The organism is [Mycoplasma] gypis (genome assembly GCF_016924775.1).
Lineage (GTDB): Bacteria > Bacillota_I > Bacilli_A > Mycoplasmatales > Metamycoplasmataceae > Metamycoplasma > Metamycoplasma gypis.
In genome coordinates this window covers 62,154-88,899 of record NZ_JAFFTD010000001.1, presented here as the reverse complement: position 1 = coordinate 88,899, position 26,746 = coordinate 62,154, and the positions used below count along the sequence as shown (strand labels likewise).

Below are 26,746 nucleotides of genomic sequence, written 5' to 3'. Positions count from 1 at the left end.
TTTTTTATCCGATTATTTCTAATTGATCGTATGAAAATTCTGTTGGTGTTTTACGCCCAAAAACTTCAATTTCAACGAAAGCTTTTTGAGTTATATCGTTGTTTTTGACAATTGTTCCAACTTGATTTTCAAAAAGTCCGCTTTTTACCCGAACAATTGTTGATTCTTTGAAAGCTGTTTCAATATTTCCTATATCAAAGTTTTCAATCAACTCTTTTTCTTTAGCTTCCATTTCTCTGATTTTACGGTTTGAAATTGGTGTAGGTTTTGCCCCTTTACCACTTGATCCAACAAGACCTGTTACATACTGAGTATTACGCACTAAGAATCAAGCATTATCACTCATTAACATTTCGATGAAAATATATCCTTTGTAAAGGTTGATAAATTTCGCTGTATATTCATCACCTTTTGTTTTTTTCTCAAGTTCTCTCGAAGTTAAATGTGGAACCTTAAACATTTTGATATTTTTAAAATAATCTTGCATGTTTTCAGTTTCAATTTTATTTTTTAATGTTTCAATTACTTTTTCTTCTTTACCAGAAACTGTAGAAACCATATATCATTTCATTGCTTTTTCTAAATCTTCCATTTTTAAACCTTCCTACTTTATAACTTAATTCCAACTGAGTTTCAAATACTTGTAAAAGCAAATGTAATAATGAAAAAGAAAATTGCGAAAATGATCACAAAAATTAATGTATAAGCAAATCATTTTCATGATTCTTTTCCACTTGGTCAAATAATTCTTTTAACATCTTTACGAAAAGCTCTGAATTTTTTTTCTTTTTTGACTTCAGGTGCTTTTTCTTTTAAAGATTCACTTTCTTTAAAAGATTGATTTTTAAGAGGATCAAACATTATTTTTCTTCCTTGTGTAATGTTTTGGCATTACAATAACGACAAAATTTATTAAGCTGCATACGTTGCTCGATTGATTTGTTTGTTACATAGTTTTTTCTTTTACAAACATCACAAGCTAAATTTATTTTATTTGTTTTCTTTTTCATAATCTAATAAATTATATATTACATATACAAATATCGAAATAATATTTTTTACGCTAATATATGTCATTGGTTTTAATTTGTTTAAGCATGCTGTTTAAATGCTTTTGTTGTAAAAACTTGCTTATATGCAACATAGAAGCAATTTCTTTGCTATTTTTATCATCTTCAAAGCATAATGATAATAGTTGTTTTTGAATTTTATTTAGTTTATTTGTAATCAAAATTTCTTGTTTTCAATAATTATTTTCGAATTTTTGTTCATAGCCAAACTCAATATTGTCTTCATTTTGAGACTCAAAAATAGCTTCATTAAGAACTTTATATTTTGCTGTTGAATATTTTTTTAAGATATTCAAAAATTCATATTTACAGCCATTTAATAAATATGTCAGATTACAATCGGGTTTTTTAGTAATTAAATTTTTAATAATTTCAAAGCTTTCAACTACTAAGTCGTCAGCTTCAAGAGGAATGTTACGATTTTTAAGCAAATTAGTTGCCATATAGCGAATTTGTGGCTGTAGTTTACAAAAAATTCAGTTAGCATTTAAAGTTTGTTGATCATTTTTAGTCATAACATAATTATTAATCTTTAAATGATCTTGTGGTGTCTTTTTTGTCTCAATTTTGTTTCAATTAATTTTTTTGATTTACTAAACAATATAAGGCTATTCCAGTAGCCACGCTAGCATTAAGTGACTGAACATTACCTTTTTGCGGTATATAAATAACTTCATCAGCATTTTTTAAAATTGTTGATGAGACCCCTTTTTCTTCGTTTCCAATCACAAGCACTGAAGGAGTATTAAATTTTGTTTCATTAATTTGTTTTGCATTTTCGTTTAAAGCAGTGACATAAACTCAATATCCTTCTTTTTTTAGACTATTTATTGTCGGCAAAAGTGAGTTTGCTTTAATTATGTTCATGTTATTAATTCCACCACTTGCTATTTTTAAAACAGTTGGAGTGACGCTTGCAGCACGATCAGATGGAATAATTATTCAATTAATTCCAAAAACGTTGGCACTACGAATAATTGCTCCTAAATTTTGAACATCTTGAATATGATCCAAAATTAAAACATTTTCAGGTTTGTGTTTTAAAAGTTGTTCAAAATGAGCATATTGATAAGGTTTAATAAATGCAATAAAACCTTGATGGTTTTGGTCAGTAATAGTGTTTAATTTTTCTCTTGAAACACGCTTTACATTTTTAAATTTGGTTTGAAAATTAATATTTTCTTGAACTCATAATTCTGAGATAGGAAAATTTTGTTCTAATGCATCAAGTACTGAGTTTTTACCATAAATAAATTCTTGTTTCATTAAATCAACTTTCTTTGTTTTAAAGCTTCTCTTAATTTATCAGCTTCTTCATAATTTTTATTTTCTATTTGCAATTTTCAATTTTGATACATTTGTTTGTCTTCGTCAGTAATTGTTTCAGAAGCAATATTAAACCCTAAAGCTTTTAAAATCATATATAAATTTCTATATTGCTTTTGTTTGTATTGATCATGAATAATTTTCATAGCTTGTGCAAAATTTAGTAAACCTACATTTTCGACAGCTTGTTTAATGATATCTTGATTTATTTCTTGTTGAATATCTTCTAAAAATATTTTTTTAATAGCAACATTAAATTTTTCAATCATATTTTGATTAGATACCATTAATTCGTCAGTAATATTTATTGGTTTTGTATATGATGCAGTTAAGAAAATTAATCTTAAAGAATCAGCTGAAAAAGAATTTAAATAATCTTTTGCCAGTAAAATGTTTCCTAATGATTTTGACATTTTTTCATTATTCATATTGATAGTACCGAAGTGAATTCATTGCTTGGCTAGTGGATTATTGGTAAGAGCTCTAAATTGAATATTTTCATTTTCATGGTGTGGAAAAGTCAAATCACTTCCACCACCATGAATGTCAATTGTTTCGTTACCGAAATAACGTTTTATCATTGCTACACACTCAGTATGTCAGCCAGGACGTCCTGTTCCAAAAGGAGCATCATATTTAATACCTATTTTTGTATCTTTTCACAAAGTAAAATCTGCTGGATGTTGTTTATTTAAATTTTCTTGATCAAAATTCATTTTCGAAATTTTTTGATTACTTACTTCGCCATAAAAATCTTTATTTTTAATAACATCAAAAAATACGTTTACACCATCTTTGTAAGCGTTGTTAGTAGTAATTAAATCATTAATAAAATCATAAATTGTGTCTAAATGTTCAGTGACTTTTGCGATTTTGTTAGGAATTTCAATATTGTAAGCTTTAAGCATTTGCAAGTATTGTTCTGTGTAATACTCTGCAATTTCCTTTTCAGTCTTTTGTTCTGCTAAAGCTTTATTGATAATCTTGTCGTCAATATCAGTAATATTATGCAAAAAGAAAACATCTTCACCAAGAAATCTTTGCGCTCTAATCATTAAATCAAAAGTTAAGATTGGACGCATATTTCCGATGTGAACATAGTTGTACACAGTAGGCCCACATAGATAATATTTTTTCATGTACTAAATTATACTATAATGATTCAAATTCTAAATATTGTGCTAAATAATAAAAAAGCAAAAAAAATGATTAAAATTTATAGAATGAATAAAAAGAGGTTTTATGAACAAAAAACAAAAATTTGGTATGTTTTGAAAGTCTTTATTAACTGTTTTACCGATTTCATCCATATTTGTTGTTGCTAGTTGTAGCACAAATCCAACCAAAGAAGAACTTGATGATTATTTTTTAAATTTTAAGAATTTAGAAACAAAACTTCAAGAAAGTAAAGCGGATGTAAATTACTCTAATTTTAGAGTTAATTTTCTTAATAAAGTAATAGCTAATAATATTCTCCATTCTGCAGATTTAAATAATAGAGATAAAGTTCAAAAAGCGAATAATAATTTAAAAGAGGCCTTGATGTTTTTTGATAAAATGCAGACTTTAGATGATGTTTATCAATTATTGGAAAATACTAAGAAAACAATAACTAACAGCGAAAATGCTGATGTTATTATTAGTCAAATTAACCAGATTCAAGTTTTAGAAAAAAATATTGATTTTGAAGCTAAAAAACAAGATGTAAATATTCTTATTGAAAATGTTTTAAAAGAACAAAATGAATTATTAAATTCTATTTATAAAAAGAAAACTGAAATAGCTGTAAAATTACAAACATTATATAGAGAAGTTAACCAATTTCAAAAAGAATTAGCTTTGCCTATTTTAGTTAATTTAAAAAATAATTATGCAGAGTTAGATAAAAAAATTCGTTATGATATTGCAACTTTAAGTAATATAGATTTGGCAGCCTTAGAAAAAGATCATGATAAATTATCTTCATTTTTAGTTCGATTAAGAGAAGCTATTGAAGCACAAAAACAAACACTAAAATTGCATATTAGCGATATTCAAAAACAACTTAATGAAATTTTAAATTCTTTAAGCAAAGATAATGAATTTAATGACTTAAAAAACAATATTAGTCAAAAAATGACAAATATTGCAATACCAGAAGATTTAAAAGACATCTATGATTTAGATCAAGAATTATCAACATTTTTAAATAATACTTTAAAGGTAAAAACAGATATTGACACATCATTAAAGAAAAATTATTTAACTAACAAAAAAGCACAACTTCTAGAACTAATAAAAGAAATACAAAATTTAATTTTTGAAGATGAAAATAACACAATATTTAACAATGTAAAAACCTTGTTAAGCAACATTAATCAAAATATAGACAATTTACAAATAGATGCAATGAATAAAGAATATGAAAATCTTAATTCTACATTTAGCCAATTAAAAAAAGAATACAAAACAAACTTAGAAAATATTACAAATCATTTAACTGAATTAAAAAATGAATTTGTAATGATAATTAATAAGTTAAAAATTAATAATCTGAATAAATATGATTCTGATATTAATGATTTAAATTTACTACTAGACAAACAAAAATTAAATCTAAGCCAAAAAACTGCACTCTTAAATAAACTAAAAGATAAAAAATTGCTATTAGTAAAATACTTTAACGAAGAATTTGCTAACGCTAAAAATGCTTACGAAAATGAAAAAAGTATTGTTTTGGCAATGAAATCTAATGGTTTGTTAAATTATCAGTTCGAAGACTTTCAACAAACAATACCTAATTTTTTATCACAAATTACATTACTTAAAAATAATATATCGCTAGTTACTGTCAAACTAAGAACAGAAGTTTTAGAACAGATCAAAAGATTAAATGCTTTGATTTCCAAAGCAAAAGAAAACAACATAGACACATCAATAGCAAATCAAAAACTTTCAGACTTTAATAATTTATCAGATGATTGAGAATATTTGAATAACTCTTTAAAACAACTAACTATTTTTAATAATTCATTTGAAAAATCAATAAATTCTAAAACGCAAGCCAATGAAGGCGATGCAAGCAAAAAGAGTGATTCTTCTAATAACGACGCAAATACTGCACATGATTCTAACAAAAACTTAGATGAAAGACCTAATGAAAATAATAATCAGAATAGTCAAAATTCTAATCCAGCAAGTAATGAAAATGATAGTCAATCTACTAATGACCAAAACAATGAAAATTCAGAACGTAAACAAATTATTCGCGACACTGAAAGACGTAATAAAACAATTGAATTAAAACAACTTTTAAACAAATTAGTTACACAGGCAACTGAAGTTCAAGAAGAACTAAAAAAATATGACTTAAATTCAGAATTATTAGACGAAAAAATAAATTATTACCAAACTAATAGTGAAAGTTTTAAAAATGATAATGCTTATGATATTTTAATTGACTTTACCAACGAATTAAAAAAGGCAATTAGTCAAGCAAAAAAACAAATCCCAAGACACAATTCTTCATTTAACTGAGGTGATGTGCCGTTACCTAAAAAAGCTGATAGCGAAATTACACAACAAGACATTGAACAAGCATTTAGTGATATGGTAGATGCAAGAATGTCAGGATTTAGTATGGGAGATAGAAAAATAAGTACTAATTTGTGGGGAAAAGCAATTATTCACTGAATGTCTCATAAAAATTTAGAACACCCATTGTTTAGTGTTGCATCTAACTTTTTTATATTTAAATTTAAAAATGCAACTGGCGAACAATTTGATGGTTTTTTCCCAAACACAGATGAATTCATCAATAAAACTCCGTGATATGTAGAAGGTGGAAGCTTTTTTAACACCTATATGAATGACATAATGAAACCAAGTGATACTCGTGATGAAGTTAAACGTTTCATACAAGAAGCACAATTGCAAATCCATGATGGTATGAGTGCTTGAGACAAAACTTATGCGATGTATACTTATATGCGTAATTGATTTAAATATCAAGGTGTGAGTGCAACGTTAGATAAACGCATTGCCACCCATAAAGGGGTTTGTTTGGATATGGCTACAACACTTTCAATTTTATTAAATATTGCTGGTGTAGAATCGTTTGCATGACCTACAGGTAGAAGTTTATCTAATAAAGAAGGGGAAAGAGAGTCATACTCACATATGGTTGTATGAATGAAATTGCCAATTGATAAAAAAGGTAATCCCGATGAAAATTCATCAAAATATAAATGATTTGATTCAGATATTACATATTCAGATGAGTATCAAACAGCTTATCATCCTTTATCACATGGTCGTGGTAATTATGAAGGGATGATAACAAGTCCAACAGCTTCTCAATTTCAATATAATGATTCAAAAAATTTAAATGCTTATAATTTTAATAATTTATATGGATTACCATTTAATGGATTATTTAATGATCCTAATAACGAAATTCAAATGACAAAAGATAAATATTATCTTAACAAAATTACAATTATTGGAAGTAACAATTCAAAAATAATCGGTAATACTCATATACTTCCATATTTCGTTTTTAATTCGGGAAAATGATATAGTTATAATTATGATATGTATCAAAAAACAGGTTATATTACTGCACAAAAATTTAATCAAATACAACCGCAAGATGCAAATTTAAATATAAGCCAAGAAGATAAAAAAGCTATGGCATTAGCAGTGTCAAGATCAATCGGTAAAATCGGTGATGATAATTTAGCTGTAAATATTTGAAGTTATCGTAACTTCATATCACTTCCTATTTATGAACCCAAAAATGGTTATAGCATTCTAATTTATGATTTACTTACAAACAAATATATTAAAGTTTTAATTCCTAATTCAAAAGATAAAATTTTATTTAACTTTAATATTAAAAATGACGATTTAAATGTTAGTTGAAATGATTCGCGTGAAGAAGAAACTAAAATAAATGACACTAATTTTAGTAATTTTATAATTAATAACTCAGTATATCGCACACAAGAATTATTAAATTGAATCATATATTATCAATACTTTGCTCGTACATTTGAAGTCGGCAATGGTTCGTATCAATTACCGAAAACTAATTTAGATGAATTTATCAGATATTCAGAAAATTTAAAATCACAGTTAAGTAGATTTTCTAGTGAAGAAATAAAATCAAAAATTCAAGAACTAAAAAATTACTATGAAGAACATATTGAATTAACTGTATTTAACTCAGCCAGATTATTGGTATGATTCCAAAATTTACCTGGTGAAGATGGACTGAATATCAATAATTACAATGAGTATGGTTATACTTTTAATGCTAGAGTATATAATGATTTTCAACAATTTTTTAAAGCTAATATTTCTAACGTTGCAGATATTTATTATTCTAAAACAAAGTTACAACCCGGTGATTCTGGTTGATCTAAATTAACAACATCACAACGTTTAGGATCCTTAAAAATTGATAAAAAAATTGTGCCTAATCCTGAAGGATATTATTATTTAAAAGTCTATAATCAAAAATTTCCAAATGATTTTACAAATTCTAAGGTTATGCATTTTACAATTTTAAAAAATAACCAAGAATACCCTGAATATTCATATATAAGAATTAACGGAAATAATAATAACATTAATACTAATTTTGACGATTGAGATAAAAATATTTCATTAAGTTGGACTTATTTATTATCTAATCCAGATTTAGATGTACAAGCTAATATTCATTTTATTAATTTTAATAATGGAGAAGACATAATTATTAAAAAAATTACTGTTGAACAAGGTAATAACAAATGAAATCAACACATTGATGTTGCAACAAAATCTAATGTTGGAATTTATTATGTTGAGTATTTAGTTAAAAATAAAATTACAGAAACAAAGTATAAAACAATATCTTCAATTTCAATTTTATTTAACAGCCATTACTATGAAAGAATTAACATAGAAGATATTAAAAAATTACTTGAAAAAATTATCAATTAAGTACCATTTTTGATACTTTTTATTTATAAATAACACCAAAAAAAACAGCTTTCAAGTGCTATAATTAGAATTATGAGTGCTAAAGAAAAAATAATTGCTTCTATAGAAGAAGCTTTAAGTAAACTAAATGTGTCAAAAAAGGTTATTTTAACTGAAGCTAAAGATCATGGAGATTTCGCTTCAAATATTGCCTTGACATTGCAAAAAGAATTAGGAAAAAGTGCAATGGAGGTTGCACAAGATATTGCCAAAAATATCGACAAAGATAAATATTCAATTAAGGAAATCGAAATCGCTCACCCAGGTTTCCTGAACTTTTATGTTCAAAGTGAAGTATTTTCAGAAGTTGTTGATAATATCAATAAATTAAATGAAAAATATGGTGAAGGAAAAGAAAAAATTCATCCTGTAAACGTTGAGTTTGTAAGTGCAAATCCAACAGGATTTTTACACATTGGACACGCTCGTAATGCAGCTATTGGTGCAACATTATGCAACGTTTTAGAAAAAGCAGGACATAAAGTAATTAGAGAATACTATGTAAATGACGCAGGTAATCAAATGAATAACTTAGCTGCTTCACTATTTAGTCGTTATCAACAAATTTTTGATCCATCTTACCCAATGCCAGAAGATTCATATAAAGGTGGGGATATTGTATATTTTGCAGAAGAATTCCACAAAGTATATGGAGATAAATTCAAAGGAGCTGACTATGAATCAAATAGAGCTCTATTTAAGCAATTTGGTTTAGAAATAGCACTACGCGAAATCAAAAATGATATGACTCGTTTTGGAACTTGATTTGATCTTTATTCAAGTGAACAAGAACTATATGATAAAGACATGGTATTCAAAGCGATCGATAGATTAAGCGATGTATATGAAAAAGATGGAGCTAAATGATTAGCTACAACAAAAGGTGGTTACGATGACAAAGATAGAGTTATCGTAAAAAGCGATGGTGGTTTCACATATATGTGTGCTGATATTGCTTACCACGAAGATAAATTAAAACGTTTAAATGATCCTAAAGGTGTTATTTTGGATATTTGAGGAGCTGACCACTCTGGTTATGTAGAAAGAATTAAATATGCAATGAGTGATTTAGGGTACACAAGAAATCAATGTGAAATGATTCTTTTCCAATTACTAAGAGTTGTTAAAGATGGAAAAGAAGTTAAAATGTCAAAACGTTTAGGAACTTCTTTAACATTAAGAGAACTAATGGATTTAGTTGGAAAAGACCCAATCCGTTTCTTCTTAATAAACCGTTCATACAATTCAAAAATTGACTTCGATATTAATAAAGTTAATGAAGAATCAGAAACAAATCCTTTATTTATTATTAAATATGCGCACGCAAGAGCAACACAATTAATTAAAAACTCAAAATATCTAGAAAATGCAAAAGCTGGAGAATATAACGAAGAAAGCCAAATTAAATTGATTAATGAATTAAAACAATATCCTGATTTAATTCAAACAATGGCTAAAACATACAAAGTTAACTTACTTCCACCATATTTACTAGGTTTAGCTGGTGCATTTAACTCATTCTACTCAAACAATAAAGTTATTGGTTCAGAAAACGAAGAAAGCTTAATTGCTTTAGCAAAAGCAACCAAAACTGTTTTAGCAAATGGTTTAAAATTAATGGACTTAGACGTTCCAGAAAAAATGTAATAGCTTTTAAAAATAAACCCTAGTGGTTTATTTATTTTATTTATACTTAGGAATATTATGAAAATTAAAAAACTAATTTTATCATCATTAATTTGTATGCCTTTAATTGCTACACCACTTGTAAGTATCTCTTGCATGGGTTTTGAAATAAAACAAACTAATAATCCTGAAAATATCAAAACATCCAAACAAAAAGCACTGGAATTATTCAGTGTCGAAAGTGGTAATAATTATAATAATGCAGTTATGAAATTTTCACTGGGCGATAAAGAAACTCAAGACTTCGCTAAAGAAAATAATTTAAAAGATATTGATAATTATGACTTGCTAAAAAAATACGTAACAATTAAAGATATTGATAATTATGCAAGAAACTATGCTTATCGTTGATATTTTGTTGATGAAGGTAAGCCTAAACAAGCTAAATTCGTTCTTTGTTCAATTCCCCTTAAAGCTATAGCTGCACAGCAAAAAGACTTAATGGATGCATTAGAAAAAGTTAATAATAACTGAATGGCATTAACAAATAACGGTAAAAAAATTAAAACATTTAAATTAGATATAAAATTTGATATCGATTAAAGAGGTTAAAATGAAAAAAATTAGAACACGTTATGCACCTAGCCCTACCGGTTACTTACACATTGGTGGAGCCAGAACTGCTTTATTTAATTACTTATTTGCAAAGCACTATGGTGGTGACTTTGTTTTAAGAATTGAAGACACTGACGTCGCTAGAAATGTTGTCGGTGGAGAAGAAAGCCAACTAAACAATTTAGCTTGACTTGGAATTATTCCTGACGAAAGTCCAATCAATCCAAATCAAAAATACGGAAAATATCGCCAAAGTGAAAAATTAGAAATTTATCAAGAATTAGTTGAAAAACTAATTATTCAAAATAAAGCATATAAGGCTTATGATACGACTGAAGAACTTGCTTTACAACATGAAGAATCGGAAAAGGCTGGAATTCCTTCATTTAGATATGATCGCAATTGACTAAAAATTTCTGATGAAGAAAAACAAAAACGTGATGCAAATAAAGAGTATTCAGTACGTCTAGCTTTACCCAAAAACACTGTTTATCAATGAAACGACTTAGTTCGTGGTCAAATCGCAGTTAACTCAGATGATATTGGAGATTTTGTTATCATGAAAAGTGATGGATATCCAACATACAACTTTGCTGTTGTTGTTGATGATTTTCAAATGGAAATCAGTCATGTTTTACGTGGGGAAGAACACATCACAAATACACCTAAACAGTTAGCTATTTATCAAGCATTTGGTTGAGATCATCCAGAATTTGGACATTTAACAATTATTACTAACATGGAAGGTAAAAAACTTTCAAAACGTGATACTTCCTTAAAACAATTTATTGAAGATTACAAAAATGAAGGTTATAATGCCCACGCTATCTTTAACTTTTTATCACTACTTGGTTGAACCAGTGAAGATGCTAAAGAAGTAATGACACATGAAGAATTAATTCAAAAATTCGATTATACTCGTTTATCAAAATCACCTTCAAAATTTGATATTCAAAAAATGGATTGATTCAGTAAACATTACTGAAAAAATACTGAAAACAACTACTTTTTCGATAAATTACAAAAACACAAAGATAATGAATGAATGAATGTTTTTGTTGAAACATACAAACAAAATATCGTAACATTAAGTGATTTACAACATGCCTTAAATATGTATATTAATCCAAAACAAAGTCTTGACATTGAATATCAATCTAATGATGTCATCAAAGAATTTTGAAATCAAATTAAAGATGTAGATTTCAACGTCGAAAACATCCAACAAGCAATTAATAACACAAAACAAAATTTAGGTGTTGGTGGTAAAAATCTATTTATGCCAATCCGGATTGCAACAACATACAACGAACACGGACCTGAACTTGCTAAGGCAATTTATTTATTTGGAAAAGACATTGTATTTGAAAGAATTAAACAATGAATCTAAAATTTAGTTCAGTAGTTTTACAAAACGATAACGAATTTAAAACTGAATACGAAACAACTTACGATGAAAAAGTTGTTGATGATTTTATAGTTTTTAACTTTAAAGATAATTATGACGTTGAACAAGAAATTTGAGTTTCAGCTTCAGAAGTAAAAATATTTTTTGGTGATCAAAAGATTGAACTATCCAAGGGTAAAAAAATTCAGCATTGATATAAGACTGAACACGGTCAAATTCCAATGTATTGATTTTTAAGAGATGTTTATACCGATTTTAATCAAGTGTGATTTTCATATGATCTTCTTGATTCAACTAAACAACAAAACATTATTGGAACAACTACAATTAACTTAATTACTACTGAAAACAAATAAAGCTCTAACGAGCTTTTTATTGTATTTATGAAAAAACAAGAATATAAACCAACTGTTTTTAGAGTCTTTTATTTTGTTTTGTTGTGCACCATTATTGGTTTTGGTGGTGGAAACGCTTTACTACCTATAATTAATAAAATTGCAGTTAAAAAATATAAATGAATTACTGAATCAGAATTTGATGATGCTGCTATAGCTTCAAACATGATTCCCGGTTCTTCTGTTATTCAAACTCTTTCATTTGTTGCTATTAAGTGTTTAGGTTTTTGAAAGGGAATGTTTGTTACATTACTTGCTGTTATTCCACACTTATTAATCGCATTAGCTATATTTATATTACTTAGAATTTATGCAATTCAGTATCTTTATGTTATTGCTGCCAGTGTTTTACCAGTTATTATCGGTGTTATTATCAATTTTGGGCTTCGTTATTTAAAATCTGATCGACAACACCTTAATATTCCACTTTGATTCGGATTATTTATTATTACTTTTACTTTTTGTCTTTTTGTGCCGGCGCCTTACAATATTCCTGCAATCCCTATTGTTTTAGTTGTTATCTTTATTGCTTTTTATGCTTTATTCAAACACTTAAAAAATAAAAAATCTAAATCAAGAGGTGAACAATAATGGTTGTATTTATTGCTATCTTATTAGTTTTACTTAGTGCTTTTATTGTTTTTGGTGGTGGACAAGTTTTTATGCCCTTATATCAATGAATTTTTAATTTCCTTACTCAAAATTTTGGCGCACATATTTCCACTGAAACAACTGACCAAATTTTTGCAGTAGCTAATGCCACTCCAGGAATTATTGGTACTAAACTAGCTTTTTTTACCGGTTATCTTGCTAGTTTAGATGAAAATGGCAATGCTGTTTGATGAGGTTATCTTGCAATGTTTGTTACTTTTTTAGTAATGGCGATACCAGCAATTATTATTATGCATTTTACAAGCAAGGCTCTTGCAAAGGCAAAATCTAATATTTACTTTAGTAATCTAAATTTAATTTTAAAACCAGTATTATCAGGAATTATGTTTTCGCTAGCAATTCAATTATTATTCAGTGTAATGTTCCCCTATTTTAGCTTTAATGGTGGCGGAATAAGTGAATATTTTAAAGATAATTCTTCATCTCTTAAAGCTAGAATTTTTAGTGGTTGAAGACAATATGCTCTGTATGTCTGAGTTCCTATCGCAATTGTCTTTACAATCTTTTTACAACGCAAAAAAGTTCCTTTACTATATTTAATTAGTGGTTCAGTAGTATTGGGATTAATCATCTTTGAACCATGATTAATTAATCTTAAGGAGATTTAATGTCAAAAATTAAAACATATCAATTTAAAAACTTTTTAGTTTATCTAACTGACGCAACCGAAACAGCTAAAGAAGCTATCAAAGCTCAACAAACTCAATCACTTTCATCTTACATTTTAGCCAAAGCAATTAACTTATTTAGCCCTTTAAACAGAATTATTACTAAAAATGGTAAGGTTACAACTTTAATTCGCTCAGAAGGAAAAATTCAAAGCTTAGTTGTTGACACAAACGAAGACAATAGTGTTAAAGCTTATATTTCTAACCCAAATATTATTTGAGATGGTAATTTAAACGAAGCTTTAACCATGTTTGGTTTTCGTAATGGTTTTTTAAAAATTCAACTAATTGATAAATATAACAAATATGAATCAGAAATTAAAATGGAACAATCTACTTTAGTTGACGACTTAAGTATGTTTTTCTATCAATCACAACAAATCAAAAATGCTGTTTTATCATGTGTTAAATTTGACGAAAATGAAAATTTAATTCATTCAAGTAGTGCTATTTTTACTTTACTACCACAAACATCTGATCACGATGTTGATTGAGTTGAACAATTTTTAATTGATAATCCTTACTATGTTCTTGGACTTGAAGAATTTGAAAAACTACTTCTTGACAACGGAGCACAATTAATGGGAGAAAATACTTTTGAATGAAAATGTAATTGTTCAAAAGAAAAATATGAATCAGCAATCAAATTATTATCTAAAGAAGAAATTGATAAACTAATTCAAGAATATGGATTCATTGAAGCTCAATGTCATTACTGTCACAATAAATACAAATTCTTCAAAGATGATTTTAAAGAAATTAATTAATAAATAATAGGCTGGAAAAATATTCCAGTTTTTATTTTCACATTTTTTTAGCACTCGTATTGCAAGAGTGCTAAAAAGTGCTATAATATTTATGTAAGTTTTAACAGGAGGTTAAATATGGAAGCAAATTGACAACCAAATGAACAAAATCAAGATCCATTAAAACAATATGGAAGAAACTTAATTGAACTAGCAAAAAGTAATAAACTTGAACCAGTAGTAAATCGTGATGACGAAATCCGTCGTTTGATTAGAATTTTAAGTCGTAAATCCAAAAACAATCCTGTCCTAGTTGGAGAACCAGGAGTGGGTAAAACTGCTATTGTTGAAGGATTAGCACGTAAAATTGTTGAAAATCAAGTACCGGAAAATTTAAAAAATAAACAACTTTGAGAAATTGACTTACCGGCTATGATTGCGGGTGCAATGTATCAAGGACAATTTGAACAAAGATTGAAAAAACTAATGGAAACTGTTGAAAAATCTGACGGTAACATTATTTTATTTATTGATGAAATTCACATGCTTGTTGGAGCAGGAAAAACTGGACAAGGCGCAATGGATGCTGCAAACATCTTTAAACCTTTAATGGCTCGTGGACAATTACATTTAATCGGAGCAACAACTTTAGATGAATATCGTCAATACATTGAAACTGACCCTGCATTAGAAAGAAGAATGCAAAAAGTTAATGTTAATGAACCTTCAATTGAAGATACAGTAACAATTTTAAGGGGAATTAAAGAAAGATATGAAACATATCATGGCGTAAAAATCGAAGATAAGGCTCTAATTGCTGCTGCTAATTTAAGTGCTAGATATATTTCTGATCGTTTCCTGCCTGACAAAGCAATTGATTTAATTGATGAAGCGGCAGCAACAATTAAAACCGAAATGAATTCTCAGCCTGAAGAATTAGAAAAAATTAAACAAAAAATTGCCCGTTTAGAAATGGAAAAAGCTGCTTTAAAAACTGATAAAAGTGCTTCGAGTGAAACTAAAATTCTTGAAATCAAACAACAATTAAGCAGCTTAAATGAAACGGCAAAAACACTGCAACAAAAATGAGATGCTGAAAAAAAATTAATTAATGATATCAGTAATTTTAAACAAGAATTAGATCATTTAAGAAATCGTCAAAACGTCTTACAAAGTAATGGTGACTATGTCGAAGCAAGTAAAATTTTGTATGTAAAAATTCCTGAATTGACTAAAAAATTGCAAGAAGCTGAAGAAAAAGTTAAAGCCGATAAAAATCGTTTAGTAAAAGAAGTAGTTGATGAAGAAGAAGTAGCAGAAATTGTTTCAAAATGAACTAAAATTCCTGTTGCAAAATTAATTGAAAGTCAAAGAGACAAAGTTTTAAATCTTGATAAAACCTTAAAATCAAGAATCAAAGGACAAGATGAAGCATGTGAAAGTGTTGCAAAGGCAATTTTACGTTCAAAAGCTAATATCAATGATCCAAACCGTCCATTAGGTAGTTTTATTTTCTTAGGAACAACAGGGGTAGGAAAAACCGAACTAGCAAAAGCTTTAGCTTACTCACTATTTGATAATGAAAACCAATTAATTCGTTTAGATATGTCTGAATACATGGAAAAACACTCCGTATCTAAATTAATTGGATCGCCCCCAGGTTATGTAGGATTTGAACAAGGTGGACAATTAACAGAAAAAATTCGTCAAAATCCTTACTCAATCGTTTTATTTGATGAAGTAGAAAAAGCGCACCCAGAAGTTTGAAATATTTTATTACAGATTCTTGATAATGGTTTTGTTACTGACTCAAAAGGTAAAAATATTAATTTTAGAAACACAATTATTATTCTAACTTCAAATTTAGGAGCTGAATTAATTGCGAAAGGAAAAGCAACAAAAGACGATCTTAGAAAAGAACTTCTTAAAGTTTTCCGTCCTGAATTTTTAAATAGAATTGATGAAATCATTACCTTTAACAGACTTGACAGAAATGCAATCAATAATATCGTCAGTCTAGAATTAAATAAATTAAAATCAAGAATTTTAAAACAAACAAAAATCGATATTTCATTCGATAATGAAATTATTGATTATATTGGAAAAGAAGCTTATGATCCTGAAAATGGAGCTCGTCCAATCAAACGTTATATCCAAAATAATATTGAAAACTTACTTGCTTATAATATTGTGGATCAAAAAATTAAAGAAGATGACAAAGCTAAAATTTACTTAAAAGATAAAAAATTCATAATTGATAAACTTTAGTTTAAAAGCATTTAAAAAGTTGGCTATTAAGAGCCAACTTTTTTGTTTTATCTTTTTTTGTTTATAAAATGATTTTTAGTTATTTTTTCTTTTTAAAATTTGTCTAATAATAAATCTTATGAATATATTTTTGTATTATTAAATGCAGAGTCTCCTATTTTAGTTACCTTTGGGAAGTTTACTGAGGTTAGGTTGGTTGCACCTTTGAAAGCCTCATCTCATATTTCAGTTACGTTTGGGAAGTTTACTGAGGTCAAATTAGTTGTCCCTTTAAATGCTCCATATCATATTTCAGTTACGTTTGGGAAGTTTACTGAGGTTAGGTCGGTTGCACCATTGAACGCTTCGATTCCTATCTTGGTTATATTTTCATCACTTATATCGCCTTCGGCATTGTGTCATTTTAGCAAAATTCCATTGATTACTACTTTATCGTTAGAATTTAGAAATTTTGTGTCATCAAATGCCGCTTATCCTATTTTAGTTACCTTTGGGAAGTTTACTGAGGTTAGGCTGGTTGCACCTTAGAATGCAGAGTCACCTATTTCAGATACGTTTGGAAAGTTTACTGAAGTTAGGTGGGTTACACCCTTGAATGCTCCCCTTCCTATTTTAGTTATATTCTCATCACTTATATCGCCTTCGGCATTATCTCATTTTACTAAAATACCATTCATAATAACCTTGTGTCCATCATTAAATGAATAAGAATGTTTTGGTTCATTTGAATTACTATTATGTCCATAAGTGTTATTGTTTGGATCATTATTTGTATTTTTATCAATATCTTTTTTAGGTATTTCATTTTTTTCGTTACCACAAGAAGTAAAAATTAATGGTAATGTAACAGTTGATAGAATAGCACTAATTAAAAATAGTTTTTTTAAAATCCTTTTCATTTTTTTCCTTAATTAAATTTTTTGTATATTTTAATACACTAAAATACAAAAATAAATTAAAAAGTAAATTTTTAACGCAAAATAAATATTTTAAAAACTTAAAGGTTAATTTTTTTGTAAAAATGTGTTTTATAATTCATTTAAAAAACAATATTTGTTTTATTGATTTAGAGACTTTTAAGCACTATTAAACGAAAAAAGCGGGTAATAAATATAAAAAAGTTGGTTATTTAACGCCAACTTTTTTATTTATTTGTTTTTAAAATTTATATTACAAAATATTAGAATCTTTTTGGAAACGAACATTTTCAACTTCACCAATAAAGATTTTTTTGGTTCTTGGTAAGTCTTCAAATTTTCTTCCAGTTAGTTGTTCATATTCTTTTGTATTAATTTCTTTACCATTTAGATATGCTTTTCCGTTAACTAATGGGTTTCGATTAACATCAAATTTACCTTCAAAACCGTGCTTTAAACCTTTTTCATATTCGATAATAGTTTTAAAGTACAATTGTTTATTCATTGAATCTCATTCAAGTTCCATTCAGTTACCATGTAATTTTCCATCTTCATAGTTTTTAGAAACAAGTAATAACTGTGAATTAGTAATTTTTGTACTAAATATTCAATTTTTATTTAGAACATAACAAGGACCATTTAAAGAACCATTTACGTATGAATTAAATTCTCAAACTTCTTCATTAAAGTCATTTTTGACTAATTGAATTTCTTTACCGTGTTTTAATCCATTTTTGTATTCAGCATAATAAATTACTTGTGGTTCACTTTGAATATTGTCTTTTAATAATGAGTATTTAGTTTGAATTTCTTCTTTTTTGCTTTCATTATTGATAACAAATTGTTCTTTAACGACTTGTTCAAGTTTATCTATCGACATTGTGCTGTAATCTTCACCAATGTAATCAAAAAGGAAGAATGGTTGATATATCTCAATTTTAATATTTCCTGATTCAGTTTTTTGTAGTTTTATTCTTGGAAAATTACCATGTTTTTCTAATTCAAGATAGAATGGTTCCATTTTTGATTTAAAGAAAAGTGGTAATTTAAATAATGATCCGATAAAACCAAATACGGCAATAATAATTAAAGCTATTTTTATTAAATTATTAATTTTTTTATCTTTTAGAACATTTAATAGTATTTTTTTATCTTTTAGAACTTCTTGGGTTTTATATTTTTCTTCAATGGTTTCTAGTTTATCATTTGACAGCATTTTTCGTAAGTCTTTATTTAAACTAAACGTTTTTGCATTAGAAATACCTACAAAAATCGACATTAAAATAAAAATTAATCCTGCCACCATTAATGGGATATAGTTTTTATATTCTCAGTTAATGTTGATAATATTTTTATTAATAATAACACTAGCAACAATTGGTAGCGCAATTAATAATACAAGAAAAATTGATGCCATTACAATTGTTTTGGTAAATGAAGATTTTAATTGTTTTGTTTTGTTTTCGAATTCATTAACAGGTCTTTTATATTCCCTTTTTAATTCGACAGTATCATCATAAGAATTATTATTTGACTGATTATCGAAAATTATTTCAATAAGCTTAATAAATTTATTAATTTCTTTTTCAAGGAAATAACTTTCATTTTTAAATTCTGAAATTTTATTTGCTAGTTCAATAATTTGAGATTTATTATATCAAAATAGTTCTTCTTCAGGAATAGAAAATACTTTTGATAAAAATCTATAAATTGTTATATTTGAACAAAATAATTCTATTAAAAATCCTTTATCAATTTTTTTAAAACTATCATAATCTTTGATAATTTCATAATTATTTTTATCTAATTTTGTGTTACTAATAAAATAATCTAATTGTTTCATTTCTGAAGCATCGCCACTATTAGTTAAAAGCTTTACTTGTGTTGCAAAATTTACTAGTGGCAAATTATAAATTCAAAAGTTTCTTTCACTTTCTAAAACATTAGCGAAATGTTTATTGATCTCTGCTCAATATTGTTTTTCTTTGTCGTTTACAGCTTTTAATAAATATATTTTTAACTGTTTAGTTAAACTATCTTTAACAGTTTGATAATCGGCATTATAAGCTCCATTATTAGCAGTAGCTCTAAAAATGTCGATGTATCTTTCTCCTTTTTCGTTTGTTTTGTAAAATCATAATGTTTCAAGATTACTAAAATCTTCAATTAAAAGATCACTTATGACAAAATTTCCATAGTCATGAGTGGTAGCTTTTAGTTTTTCATCATTTATCTCATCAAAAAAGTTACTTGTAACTTCCATTTTTTTCTCCTTTATTAAATTTTGTGTTTATTTTACTATTTAAAAAATATAAATAAATTAAAAAGTCGATTTTTTTGGCAAATTTAACATTTTTTTCACTTAAAGGTTAATTTTTTTTGTAAGTTAAAAAACAGCAAAAAAAATCAACCCTAAAAGGGTTGAAATCGATATTATTTTCTGATGTTTAGTTTTTGAATTAATTCTAAGTATTCATTGTAATCAGATTTTTTTAAATAACTTAGTAATGATTTACGGTGGTTAACTTTTGCCATGAATCCACGCATTGAGTGTAGATCTTTTTTGTTTGTAGCAAAGTGTTTTTTTAAGCTTTCGATATCTTCAGTTAGAAGAGCGATTTGAACTCTTGCTGATCCTGTATCATTTGCGTTTTTACCGTATTCTTTAACTAATTCTTGTTTTCTTTTTTGTGAAACCATTATTACTCCTTCTAAACCTAGCCATAACCAGGTAAAAAATATGCATAAAATAAAATAATGCTTATTTATTATACCAAATAGATTTGATATTACATTGTTGATTTTTTAAATTTTCATTGTCATGTATCAGCATAAATTACTAATTCATCTAATAAAGGCTGAACTCTAAAACTGATATTTTCCATTTTTGAAACAAAATCTAAAATGTGATTAAGATCACTTACTAAATTTTTGTAAATATATTGAGTTTCATAAGTTGCGCTTTTATCTTCTTTTATGAAACTTAGTGAAAACGATTCTTGAACATTTCCTAAAGCTATGTCATCTAACATAACAATTTTTTCCGCTAAAGCATCTAATTGTTCCACTGTATCATCATAAAATTTATCTAGTGTTTCATGAGTTTCGAAAAAGTCAAAACCTTTAACATTTCAGTGGTAATTTTTTACTTTCACTTGTAAAAACATTAATGATGCTTGTAATGTTTTTAAATCTTTAATATTATTCATTTCTTCTCCTTATTTTGTAAAAAAAGCAAATGCTTCTTTTGTATCCACTTTAAAAATTTTGTCTTCAGCAATATGATTAATTAATCTCTGTTGAGCTAAAATTTCCACAAACGCTTCAGATTCGTAAATTATATCATCGTCTAAATCTAGAAAAACAATTTTATTAGGACTTTCATAACCTAATAAAACAATTGCGTGGTATTCAATGTTTTTAATAACAACATTAGCAAAATAAATTCCTGATGGTAATTTAATTAATGAGTCAGGAAAATCAAATTGATAATCTTTTAATTCACAAATAAAAGCATATTTATCGATTAAAGTATTGTTTAAAGTATTGATTTTTCCTTCTTTTATTAATTCTTTAACAATTGTTGTTGAAATCTTATAATCAGAGATTTTTTTAATTTCAATAACAGTAACATCAAAATGTTTTTTAAGATTTTCGACCGTTCCTTGCCGGTTGAAACCAAACCGAAAATCTTCACCAACTACAATTTTTTGTACGCCTATTGCTTTTAATTTTTCAATAAAATTAATAGGACTTTGATTTTTAAAATCATCATTAAATTCCACGATAAAAGTTTCATCAACTCCTAAACTATCCAAAGTATAAATTCGAGTTTTTAATTGAAATGGCTTTTTAGAATTTAATTTTTTTTGATCAAAAAGTAATGAAGATAATACAAAACCTTCATTACTTTTTTTAATATTTAAAGCTTGTTTAAATAATCCATAATGACCAATATGAAGAGATTCAAAAGCTCCCAACACCAAAATTGTTGGTTTTTGTTCTCGATTTAAAGGTCATTTATATACATCCATAATTATTTAATAAATCCTTTTTTCATTAAGTAGTTAAATGTTCCAAAATCTTCGACACTTTCACAAACATCTTTAGCAACGCTTTTTAGTTCTTCTTCAGCATTTCCCATTGCAACACCTAAACCAACTTCGCTAAGCATTTCAACATCGTTTGATGAGTCACCAAAGGCAATAACTTCATCAAGACTAATGTTTATTTTTTCACATAAAATTTCTAGTCCACGAGCCTTATTAACTCCTTTAGCTGAAATAAAAACTCCGCCTGTTCATTCGGCTAAAACTCACATATCTAGATTATTTTTTTTAAAAATATTTTCATAGTATTCTCTAAGTTCATGACTGTCATCAGAGTTAACAGTAATTAAATAATTTGGATCATCTTGATTATTTTCATACTCAGTATAGTCAATAAAATTTTCTTTAAAAGGCGCATAAAATCAGTGATTAATGTCAAATTGCGAATTAAAATAACCGTATCTTTTTCCAACGAATGTAAAAGGTAGATTTCTTTTATTTGTTGCTTCTAAAAAAACTTTATAGTCATCATATTTAATAGTTTTTTCAAAAATATATTCATTAGTTTTTAAATCAAGAATAAATGATCCGTTTGCCCCAATGAAATAGTCAACATTAGGTGTATCTAAACGGTGTTGTCCAACTGTGAAAATATCACGTCCTGAACAAAAGACTGTTATAAATCCGGCTTGTTTTAGTTTTTTAAACATATCAACAATAACAGGACTTAAATCGCTGTTTTTTTGTCCTTCTTTAAAAGGCAAAATTGTTCCATCGATGTCAAAAGCTGCTAGTTTGAAATTTTTCATTATTTCTCCTTGGCTAAAAAATTATCGACAATAGGTCACAAAATTTTGATGGGTTGAACCAAACCATCATTACAAGAAGCTATTCCGATCAAATTATTGTTATAAATTAAAATATAATTATTGCTTTTTAAATTATTATCATTAAAAAAGTGTTTCGATTTCAACTGATTTAGTTGAGTATTATTTATTGCATATATATTTATACCAAATAAATCAGAATAATTATCAATTTTGAAATTTTTTTGCGAATTTTCTAGGCTAATGTTACCAATTTGAGTTCTTTGTAAATCTGTCATGACAGCATCAGTACCTAATAAAGTTGCTAAATCATGGACAATTGAGCGAATATAAGTACCTTTTGATACTTTTGTTTTAAATGTTAATGTAAAGTCGTTTTCATTAAAATCCAGAATTTCAAAAGTATAAATTTTTATATCTGAAGCTTTCAATTCAAAGTCAATATTTTGTCTTGCTAGTTCATACGCTCGTTTCCCATTAATTTTTTTAGCGCTAAAGATGGGTGGTATTTGACTAGTTTGATTTTTGATGATGTTAATGGCTTTATTTAGTTCATCAAGCGAAATATAGCGCGTAGGAAGGTAAGTTACTTCACTATCAGTATCATATGAGGCACTAGAAGCAAAAAATCGCATTGAACAAATATATTCTTTATCCTGATTAATAATATAAGGTAGTAATTTTGTTGCTTCATTAGTAGCAACGATTAAAAGCCCTTGTGCTAGTGGATCTAAAGTTCCACAGTGGCCAATTTTTTTAATATTATTTTCACGTTGAAACTTGCGAATTGCTTGAAAACTGCTATCGCCTTTTTGTTTGTTAATTGCTCAAAACATATTGCTCCTTTGCTGGCACTAAAATTTTAACAAAATATTGACAATAAAAAATAAAAGTTGGCTCAGCCAACTTCAAAATTATTCAGAGATTTTTTTATTATTGAAATATCTATAGTTTGAAACTTCACCATTAGCACTTTTATATGAAGCATCACCTTCTTTTTTACCGTTTAGGTAACGATATGTTTCAATATCACCATTTGCAAAATACATTGTAGCTGGTCCACTTAAATAATCATTTTTATAATTACATTCTTCACGATCACCGTTGTTTTTCATAAAAACGGCTGGTCCATGTTTTAAATTATCTTCGTAAATAAATTCTTCACGATCACCATTAGCATATTGCATGAAAGCTTCACCTTGTGCTAAACCGTCAACATATGTATAATGTCCTTCATCACCGTTAGGAGTTTTTAAAACAGCTGGTCCGTTTTTCTTTCCATCAACATAGTTATATGTTTCGGTTGTTCCACATCTAAAGTAATAAATTGCTTCACCTTGTTTAACTCCGTCAACAAGTTCTACTTCTTCTCTTTGTTCGTACATATTTTCTCCTTTATTATTTTTAATAATAATACTATTTTACTCCAAAAAAGTAAAAATACAAAAAACGGCTTGTTTTTGAAGACTTTTTTTATTTTTTGTATTTTCTAAAAAATAAAAAAAGTAGCTAAACAGCTACCTTGGTCAATTTCTTGATATGGTGCGCGAGGAGGGACTTGAACCCTCACGCCGCAAAGCACTAGTGCCTAAAACTAGCGTGTCTGCCAATTTCACCACTCGCGCAAATGGTGCCACCTATAGGACTCGAACCTACGACCTACTGATTACAAGTCAGTTGCTCTACCAACTGAGCTAAGGAGGCATATTGAAATTGCTATAATATTATAGCGTATTTTTTAAAAAAATGTTAATTTTTTTTAAAATTTCTTTCTGAGTTTTTTAATCCTAGAAAAAAACATTCCTTTAATTTTTAAATGTTACACTGATAAGCAATTTATTTAATTCATTTTATTCTAAAAGTTGCTTCTTTTAGGAAATTTTAATTCGTAAAGTACTTGGATTTGTGTATTTAGTTTCCTTTTCAAAACATATCAATATGCTCGATATCATCCTCTAAATAAGGATTTCCTGAAATTTCAAAGCCAACTGATTTGTATAAATTTATTGCATATGTTTGTGCTGATAAATAAATTTGTTTTTTGTTTAAAACGGTATTATCTTGAATAAAATCTAAAGCTTTTTTCATTAAAATTGTTGCAATCTTCAATCCGCGATATTCTTTTTTAACTAAAACGCGCCCTATTTGAACTCTATCTTCATTTTCAAATATTCTCAAATAAGCTATCAGTTCATTGTTTTCTTTAAAAAATAAATGATTAGCTCTTAAATCAATTGCATCAATATCATTATATGCGCAGTTTTGCTCGCTAATGAACACTTCTTGGCGATTTTTATAAATTTCATAAAGCTCTAAATTTGTTAATTGTTCAAATTTTTTATTTAAAAATTCCATAGTACAAATTATAACAAAAAAGCGCTTTTGCGCTTTAGGTGAAAATTACATATGGTGGACGATGAGGGGCTCGAACCCACGACCCTCGCCTTGTAAGGGCGATGCTCTCCCAACTGAGCTAATCGTCCGACTTGGTGACCCTAGCGGGGCTCGAACCCGCGAATGCATGGATGAAAACCATGTGTGTTAACCGCTTCACCATAGGGCCAACTGGCGCCGACAACAGGGATTGAACCTGTGACCAATTGGTTAACAGCCAACTGCTCTACCGCTGAGCTATGTCGGCAACGTTAAATTGCTTAAATATTATACAACATTTTTTTATAATGTCTACTAAAAAAATAAGAAATTTGTTTCTTGTTGACTGTTGCTTGAATATTATACAAAATTTTTTTAAAATGTTAACAATTTTTTAATAATTATTCTTTAGAACTATTAACAAAAACACAAAGATTCAAGACGCGGCAAAAAATTAAAATTTAGCTATAATGTTGTAACAGACTGGTTCTTTTATTTAATTTAATATTTTGTGTTCATAAAAATACATGGTAATAAAACAAGATTGAAAATATAAATAAAAAGGATGAACAATTTCGTTCATCCATTAAATTGTGTTTAAAAAATTTAAAATTACATTATAAACATGATTGTTCAACAAAGGCTTGAATTTGATCTAAATTATTACGAATTGTTTCAATTTTGATAAAGTCAAATTTTTTATTAATTCCATACACGATATGTTTATCATTAAAAATGTTAATTTGATCAAAAATTAAAAAAACGTATTTTTGTTTAAATTTGTTTTCTTTTAAAAGAAAACGATAGTTACGAACAATTTCTAAAGTTTGTTCCATCTTAACGTTAATATAAAGTTCTGATGATTTATCGGTTAAATGAGACAGAATAATTAAAAATGTTTTTTTAATTAATTTTGATTTTACGTTATGGGCAGCAACAAAAAAGATTGCAAAAATAAGAAGCGAAATAGAAATAATTTGTGATGTGTGTAAACCTTTAAAATACTCAAATTGAATACCGAAATCAATTATTGCTTCCATTAATAAGAACAATGCTAAACAAAATACTGAAATAACGATTAATTTTTCAACAATTCTTTTTGACAAGCTTTTACGTATAGTTTTTGTAGAAATCAATAATAAGTTTTCCATTTTCTCTAAAAATGCATCGATATTTTTTACATTAAATGTCTGCGCATATTTCGAAAAATCAACTTGTCTTATTTCTTCTTTATCAGTAATGATTTCTTCAATTAATGAATTAACTTTGGTTTGTGGTTTATCTTTTAAATATTCTTTTACTGCTAATTTAATTTTGTATAAACATTTTGCATAAACTAGTCGATGAATTTTATATGCAAATTCAATTAGAATCGAAAGTAACATCGAGCCTAAAAGCATTCAGGCATAAATAATATCACTCATTTCTTTTTCTTTTTTAATCAAAACAATAAGAGCGTAAAAAGGTAGACTAATTACAAAAAATAAAATTCCAATGAAAAAGGACATTAATAAATCATAAATAAAATTTTTAAATGAAGCTTTTATACGCATTGGAGCAGTAAATAGTCGACTTAAATAAACGAGGTTTTGCTCAATAAAAACTTCGTTTTCCTTATCCTTGTTTTTTCTTAATTTTTTATGAAATTTAATAGCTTTTAATAACATTTTGCTCCTTAATATATTTAAAATATATTTAGACTTTTTAAATAAGAATAAATAATATACTTTAAATGATAAACCAAATAGCCAATAATACAATATATTGACTATTTTAATTA

At 27.1% G+C, this 26,746-nt stretch carries 26 protein-coding genes and 5 tRNA genes; 9 read left to right on the top strand and 22 right to left on the bottom strand.

Annotated features, from left to right (window positions below; translation table 4 throughout):
- Nucleotides 1-4 precede the first annotated feature (4 nt).
- From nusG to JV175_RS00375, 6 genes are all read right to left on the bottom strand, one after another.
- Nucleotides 5-592 (bottom strand): transcription termination/antitermination protein NusG, encoded by a 588-nt coding sequence (nusG, locus tag JV175_RS00400; RefSeq protein WP_205498223.1) that lies wholly within the window; start codon nt 590-592, stop codon nt 5-7.
- Between the two features lie 17 nt (nt 593-609).
- Nucleotides 610-861, bottom strand: a complete 252-nt coding sequence (secE, locus tag JV175_RS00395; protein WP_205498222.1) for a preprotein translocase subunit SecE — start codon at nt 859-861, stop codon at nt 610-612.
- On the bottom strand, nt 861-1,010 hold the full coding sequence (gene rpmG, locus JV175_RS00390) for a 50S ribosomal protein L33 (RefSeq protein WP_205498221.1): 150 nt from the start codon (nt 1,008-1,010) through the stop codon (nt 861-863). The genes secE and rpmG overlap by 1 nt, the downstream gene beginning before the upstream one ends.
- Before the next feature lie 53 nt (nt 1,011-1,063).
- Entirely contained in the window at nt 1,064-1,585 is a 522-nt protein-coding gene (locus tag JV175_RS00385) for a sigma-70 RNA polymerase sigma factor region 4 domain-containing protein (protein WP_205498220.1), read from the bottom strand.
- A 61-nt stretch (nt 1,586-1,646) separates the two neighbouring features.
- Nucleotides 1,647-2,336, bottom strand: a complete 690-nt coding sequence (gene rlmB / locus JV175_RS00380) for a 23S rRNA (guanosine(2251)-2'-O)-methyltransferase RlmB (RefSeq protein WP_205498219.1) — start codon at nt 2,334-2,336, stop codon at nt 1,647-1,649.
- Nucleotides 2,336-3,535 carry a class I tRNA ligase family protein gene (locus JV175_RS00375; RefSeq protein ID WP_205498218.1) on the bottom strand — a complete coding sequence of 400 codons (1,200 nt, stop codon included), beginning with the start codon at nt 3,533-3,535 and terminating at the stop codon, nt 2,336-2,338. The genes rlmB and JV175_RS00375 overlap by 1 nt, the downstream gene beginning before the upstream one ends.
- Before the next feature lie 103 nt (nt 3,536-3,638).
- Here JV175_RS00375 and JV175_RS00370 point away from each other — a divergent pair, with 103 nt between their 5' ends.
- The 9 genes from JV175_RS00370 to JV175_RS04260 all read left to right on the top strand — a co-directional run bounded on the left by JV175_RS00370 (nt 3,639) and on the right by JV175_RS04260 (nt 16,800).
- The gene (locus JV175_RS00370) at nt 3,639-8,363 is read left to right on the top strand and encodes a hypothetical protein (protein ID WP_205498217.1); all 4,725 of its coding nucleotides are present in this window, start codon (nt 3,639-3,641) and stop codon (nt 8,361-8,363) included.
- A 72-nt stretch (nt 8,364-8,435) separates the two neighbouring features.
- Nucleotides 8,436-10,049, top strand: coding sequence for an arginine--tRNA ligase (argS, locus tag JV175_RS00365; protein ID WP_240337557.1), 1,614 nt, complete (start codon nt 8,436-8,438; stop codon nt 10,047-10,049).
- A gap of 57 nt (nt 10,050-10,106) precedes the next feature.
- A complete protein-coding gene (locus JV175_RS00360; RefSeq protein WP_205498216.1) occupies nt 10,107-10,631 on the top strand; it encodes a hypothetical protein in 525 nt (174 codons plus the stop codon).
- A gap of 10 nt (nt 10,632-10,641) precedes the next feature.
- Nucleotides 10,642-12,033 (top strand): glutamate--tRNA ligase, encoded by a 1,392-nt coding sequence (gene gltX / locus JV175_RS00355; RefSeq protein ID WP_205498215.1) that lies wholly within the window; start codon nt 10,642-10,644, stop codon nt 12,031-12,033.
- Nucleotides 12,024-12,407 (top strand): hypothetical protein, encoded by a 384-nt coding sequence (locus JV175_RS00350; protein ID WP_205498214.1) that lies wholly within the window; start codon nt 12,024-12,026, stop codon nt 12,405-12,407. Before gltX ends, JV175_RS00350 begins: the two co-directional genes overlap by 10 nt.
- 27 nt (nt 12,408-12,434) lie before the next feature.
- A complete protein-coding gene (locus tag JV175_RS00345; RefSeq protein WP_205498213.1) occupies nt 12,435-13,037 on the top strand; it encodes a chromate transporter in 603 nt (200 codons plus the stop codon).
- The gene (locus JV175_RS00340; protein WP_205498211.1) at nt 13,037-13,726 is read left to right on the top strand and encodes a chromate transporter; all 690 of its coding nucleotides are present in this window, start codon (nt 13,037-13,039) and stop codon (nt 13,724-13,726) included. Before JV175_RS00345 ends, JV175_RS00340 begins: the two co-directional genes overlap by 1 nt.
- Nucleotides 13,726-14,553, top strand: a complete 828-nt coding sequence (locus tag JV175_RS00335; protein ID WP_205498209.1) for an Hsp33 family molecular chaperone HslO — start codon at nt 13,726-13,728, stop codon at nt 14,551-14,553. Before JV175_RS00340 ends, JV175_RS00335 begins: the two co-directional genes overlap by 1 nt.
- Nucleotides 14,554-14,670: 117 nt before the next feature.
- Nucleotides 14,671-16,800 carry an ATP-dependent Clp protease ATP-binding subunit gene (locus tag JV175_RS04260; RefSeq protein ID WP_205498208.1) on the top strand — a complete coding sequence of 710 codons (2,130 nt, stop codon included), beginning with the start codon at nt 14,671-14,673 and terminating at the stop codon, nt 16,798-16,800.
- A gap of 116 nt (nt 16,801-16,916) precedes the next feature.
- Here JV175_RS04260 and JV175_RS00325 read toward each other — a convergent pair whose 3' ends face one another.
- The 16 genes from JV175_RS00325 to JV175_RS00250 form a co-directional block, all read right to left on the bottom strand.
- Nucleotides 16,917-17,210: a leucine-rich repeat domain-containing protein gene (locus tag JV175_RS00325; protein ID WP_205498206.1), complete on the bottom strand. Its 294-nt coding sequence runs from the start codon at nt 17,208-17,210 to the stop codon at nt 16,917-16,919.
- A 114-nt stretch (nt 17,211-17,324) separates the two neighbouring features.
- Complete coding sequence (locus tag JV175_RS00320) at nt 17,325-17,699, bottom strand: leucine-rich repeat domain-containing protein (RefSeq protein ID WP_205498205.1); 375 nt, start codon at nt 17,697-17,699, stop codon at nt 17,325-17,327.
- 271 nt (nt 17,700-17,970) lie between these two features.
- Nucleotides 17,971-19,980: a hypothetical protein gene (locus JV175_RS00315; RefSeq protein WP_205498204.1), complete on the bottom strand. Its 2,010-nt coding sequence runs from the start codon at nt 19,978-19,980 to the stop codon at nt 17,971-17,973.
- 170 nt (nt 19,981-20,150) lie between these two features.
- On the bottom strand, nt 20,151-20,417 hold the full coding sequence (rpsO, locus tag JV175_RS00310; protein WP_205498203.1) for a 30S ribosomal protein S15: 267 nt from the start codon (nt 20,415-20,417) through the stop codon (nt 20,151-20,153).
- 89 nt (nt 20,418-20,506) lie between these two features.
- Nucleotides 20,507-20,926 carry a Dps family protein gene (locus JV175_RS00305; RefSeq protein WP_205498202.1) on the bottom strand — a complete coding sequence of 140 codons (420 nt, stop codon included), beginning with the start codon at nt 20,924-20,926 and terminating at the stop codon, nt 20,507-20,509.
- A 9-nt stretch (nt 20,927-20,935) separates the two neighbouring features.
- Nucleotides 20,936-21,751, bottom strand: coding sequence for an FAD synthase (locus tag JV175_RS00300; protein WP_205498201.1), 816 nt, complete (start codon nt 21,749-21,751; stop codon nt 20,936-20,938).
- 2 nt (nt 21,752-21,753) lie between these two features.
- Complete coding sequence (locus tag JV175_RS00295) at nt 21,754-22,575, bottom strand: YcsE-related riboflavin metabolism phosphatase (RefSeq protein WP_205498200.1); 822 nt, start codon at nt 22,573-22,575, stop codon at nt 21,754-21,756.
- Nucleotides 22,575-23,429: a tRNA pseudouridine(55) synthase TruB gene (gene truB, locus JV175_RS00290; protein ID WP_205498199.1), complete on the bottom strand. Its 855-nt coding sequence runs from the start codon at nt 23,427-23,429 to the stop codon at nt 22,575-22,577. The genes JV175_RS00295 and truB overlap by 1 nt, the downstream gene beginning before the upstream one ends.
- 78 nt (nt 23,430-23,507) lie before the next feature.
- Complete coding sequence (locus tag JV175_RS00285) at nt 23,508-23,978, bottom strand: MORN repeat-containing protein (protein ID WP_205498197.1); 471 nt, start codon at nt 23,976-23,978, stop codon at nt 23,508-23,510.
- Between the two features lie 155 nt (nt 23,979-24,133).
- Nucleotides 24,134-24,218: transfer RNA gene (locus JV175_RS00280), tRNA-Leu, on the bottom strand.
- A gap of 3 nt (nt 24,219-24,221) precedes the next feature.
- Nucleotides 24,222-24,297, bottom strand: a tRNA-Thr gene (locus tag JV175_RS00275).
- Nucleotides 24,298-24,504: 207 nt separating this feature from the next.
- On the bottom strand, nt 24,505-24,948 hold the full coding sequence (locus JV175_RS00270) for a GNAT family N-acetyltransferase (protein ID WP_205498195.1): 444 nt from the start codon (nt 24,946-24,948) through the stop codon (nt 24,505-24,507).
- A 52-nt stretch (nt 24,949-25,000) separates the two neighbouring features.
- A tRNA-Val gene (locus JV175_RS00265) sits at nt 25,001-25,076 on the bottom strand.
- Nucleotides 25,077-25,080: 4 nt separating this feature from the next.
- Nucleotides 25,081-25,156, bottom strand: a tRNA-Glu gene (locus JV175_RS00260).
- 3 nt (nt 25,157-25,159) lie between these two features.
- Nucleotides 25,160-25,234, bottom strand: a tRNA-Asn gene (locus tag JV175_RS00255).
- Nucleotides 25,235-25,583: 349 nt separating this feature from the next.
- Nucleotides 25,584-26,633 carry a hypothetical protein gene (locus JV175_RS00250; RefSeq protein ID WP_205498194.1) on the bottom strand — a complete coding sequence of 350 codons (1,050 nt, stop codon included), beginning with the start codon at nt 26,631-26,633 and terminating at the stop codon, nt 25,584-25,586.
- Nucleotides 26,634-26,746 lie beyond the last annotated feature (113 nt).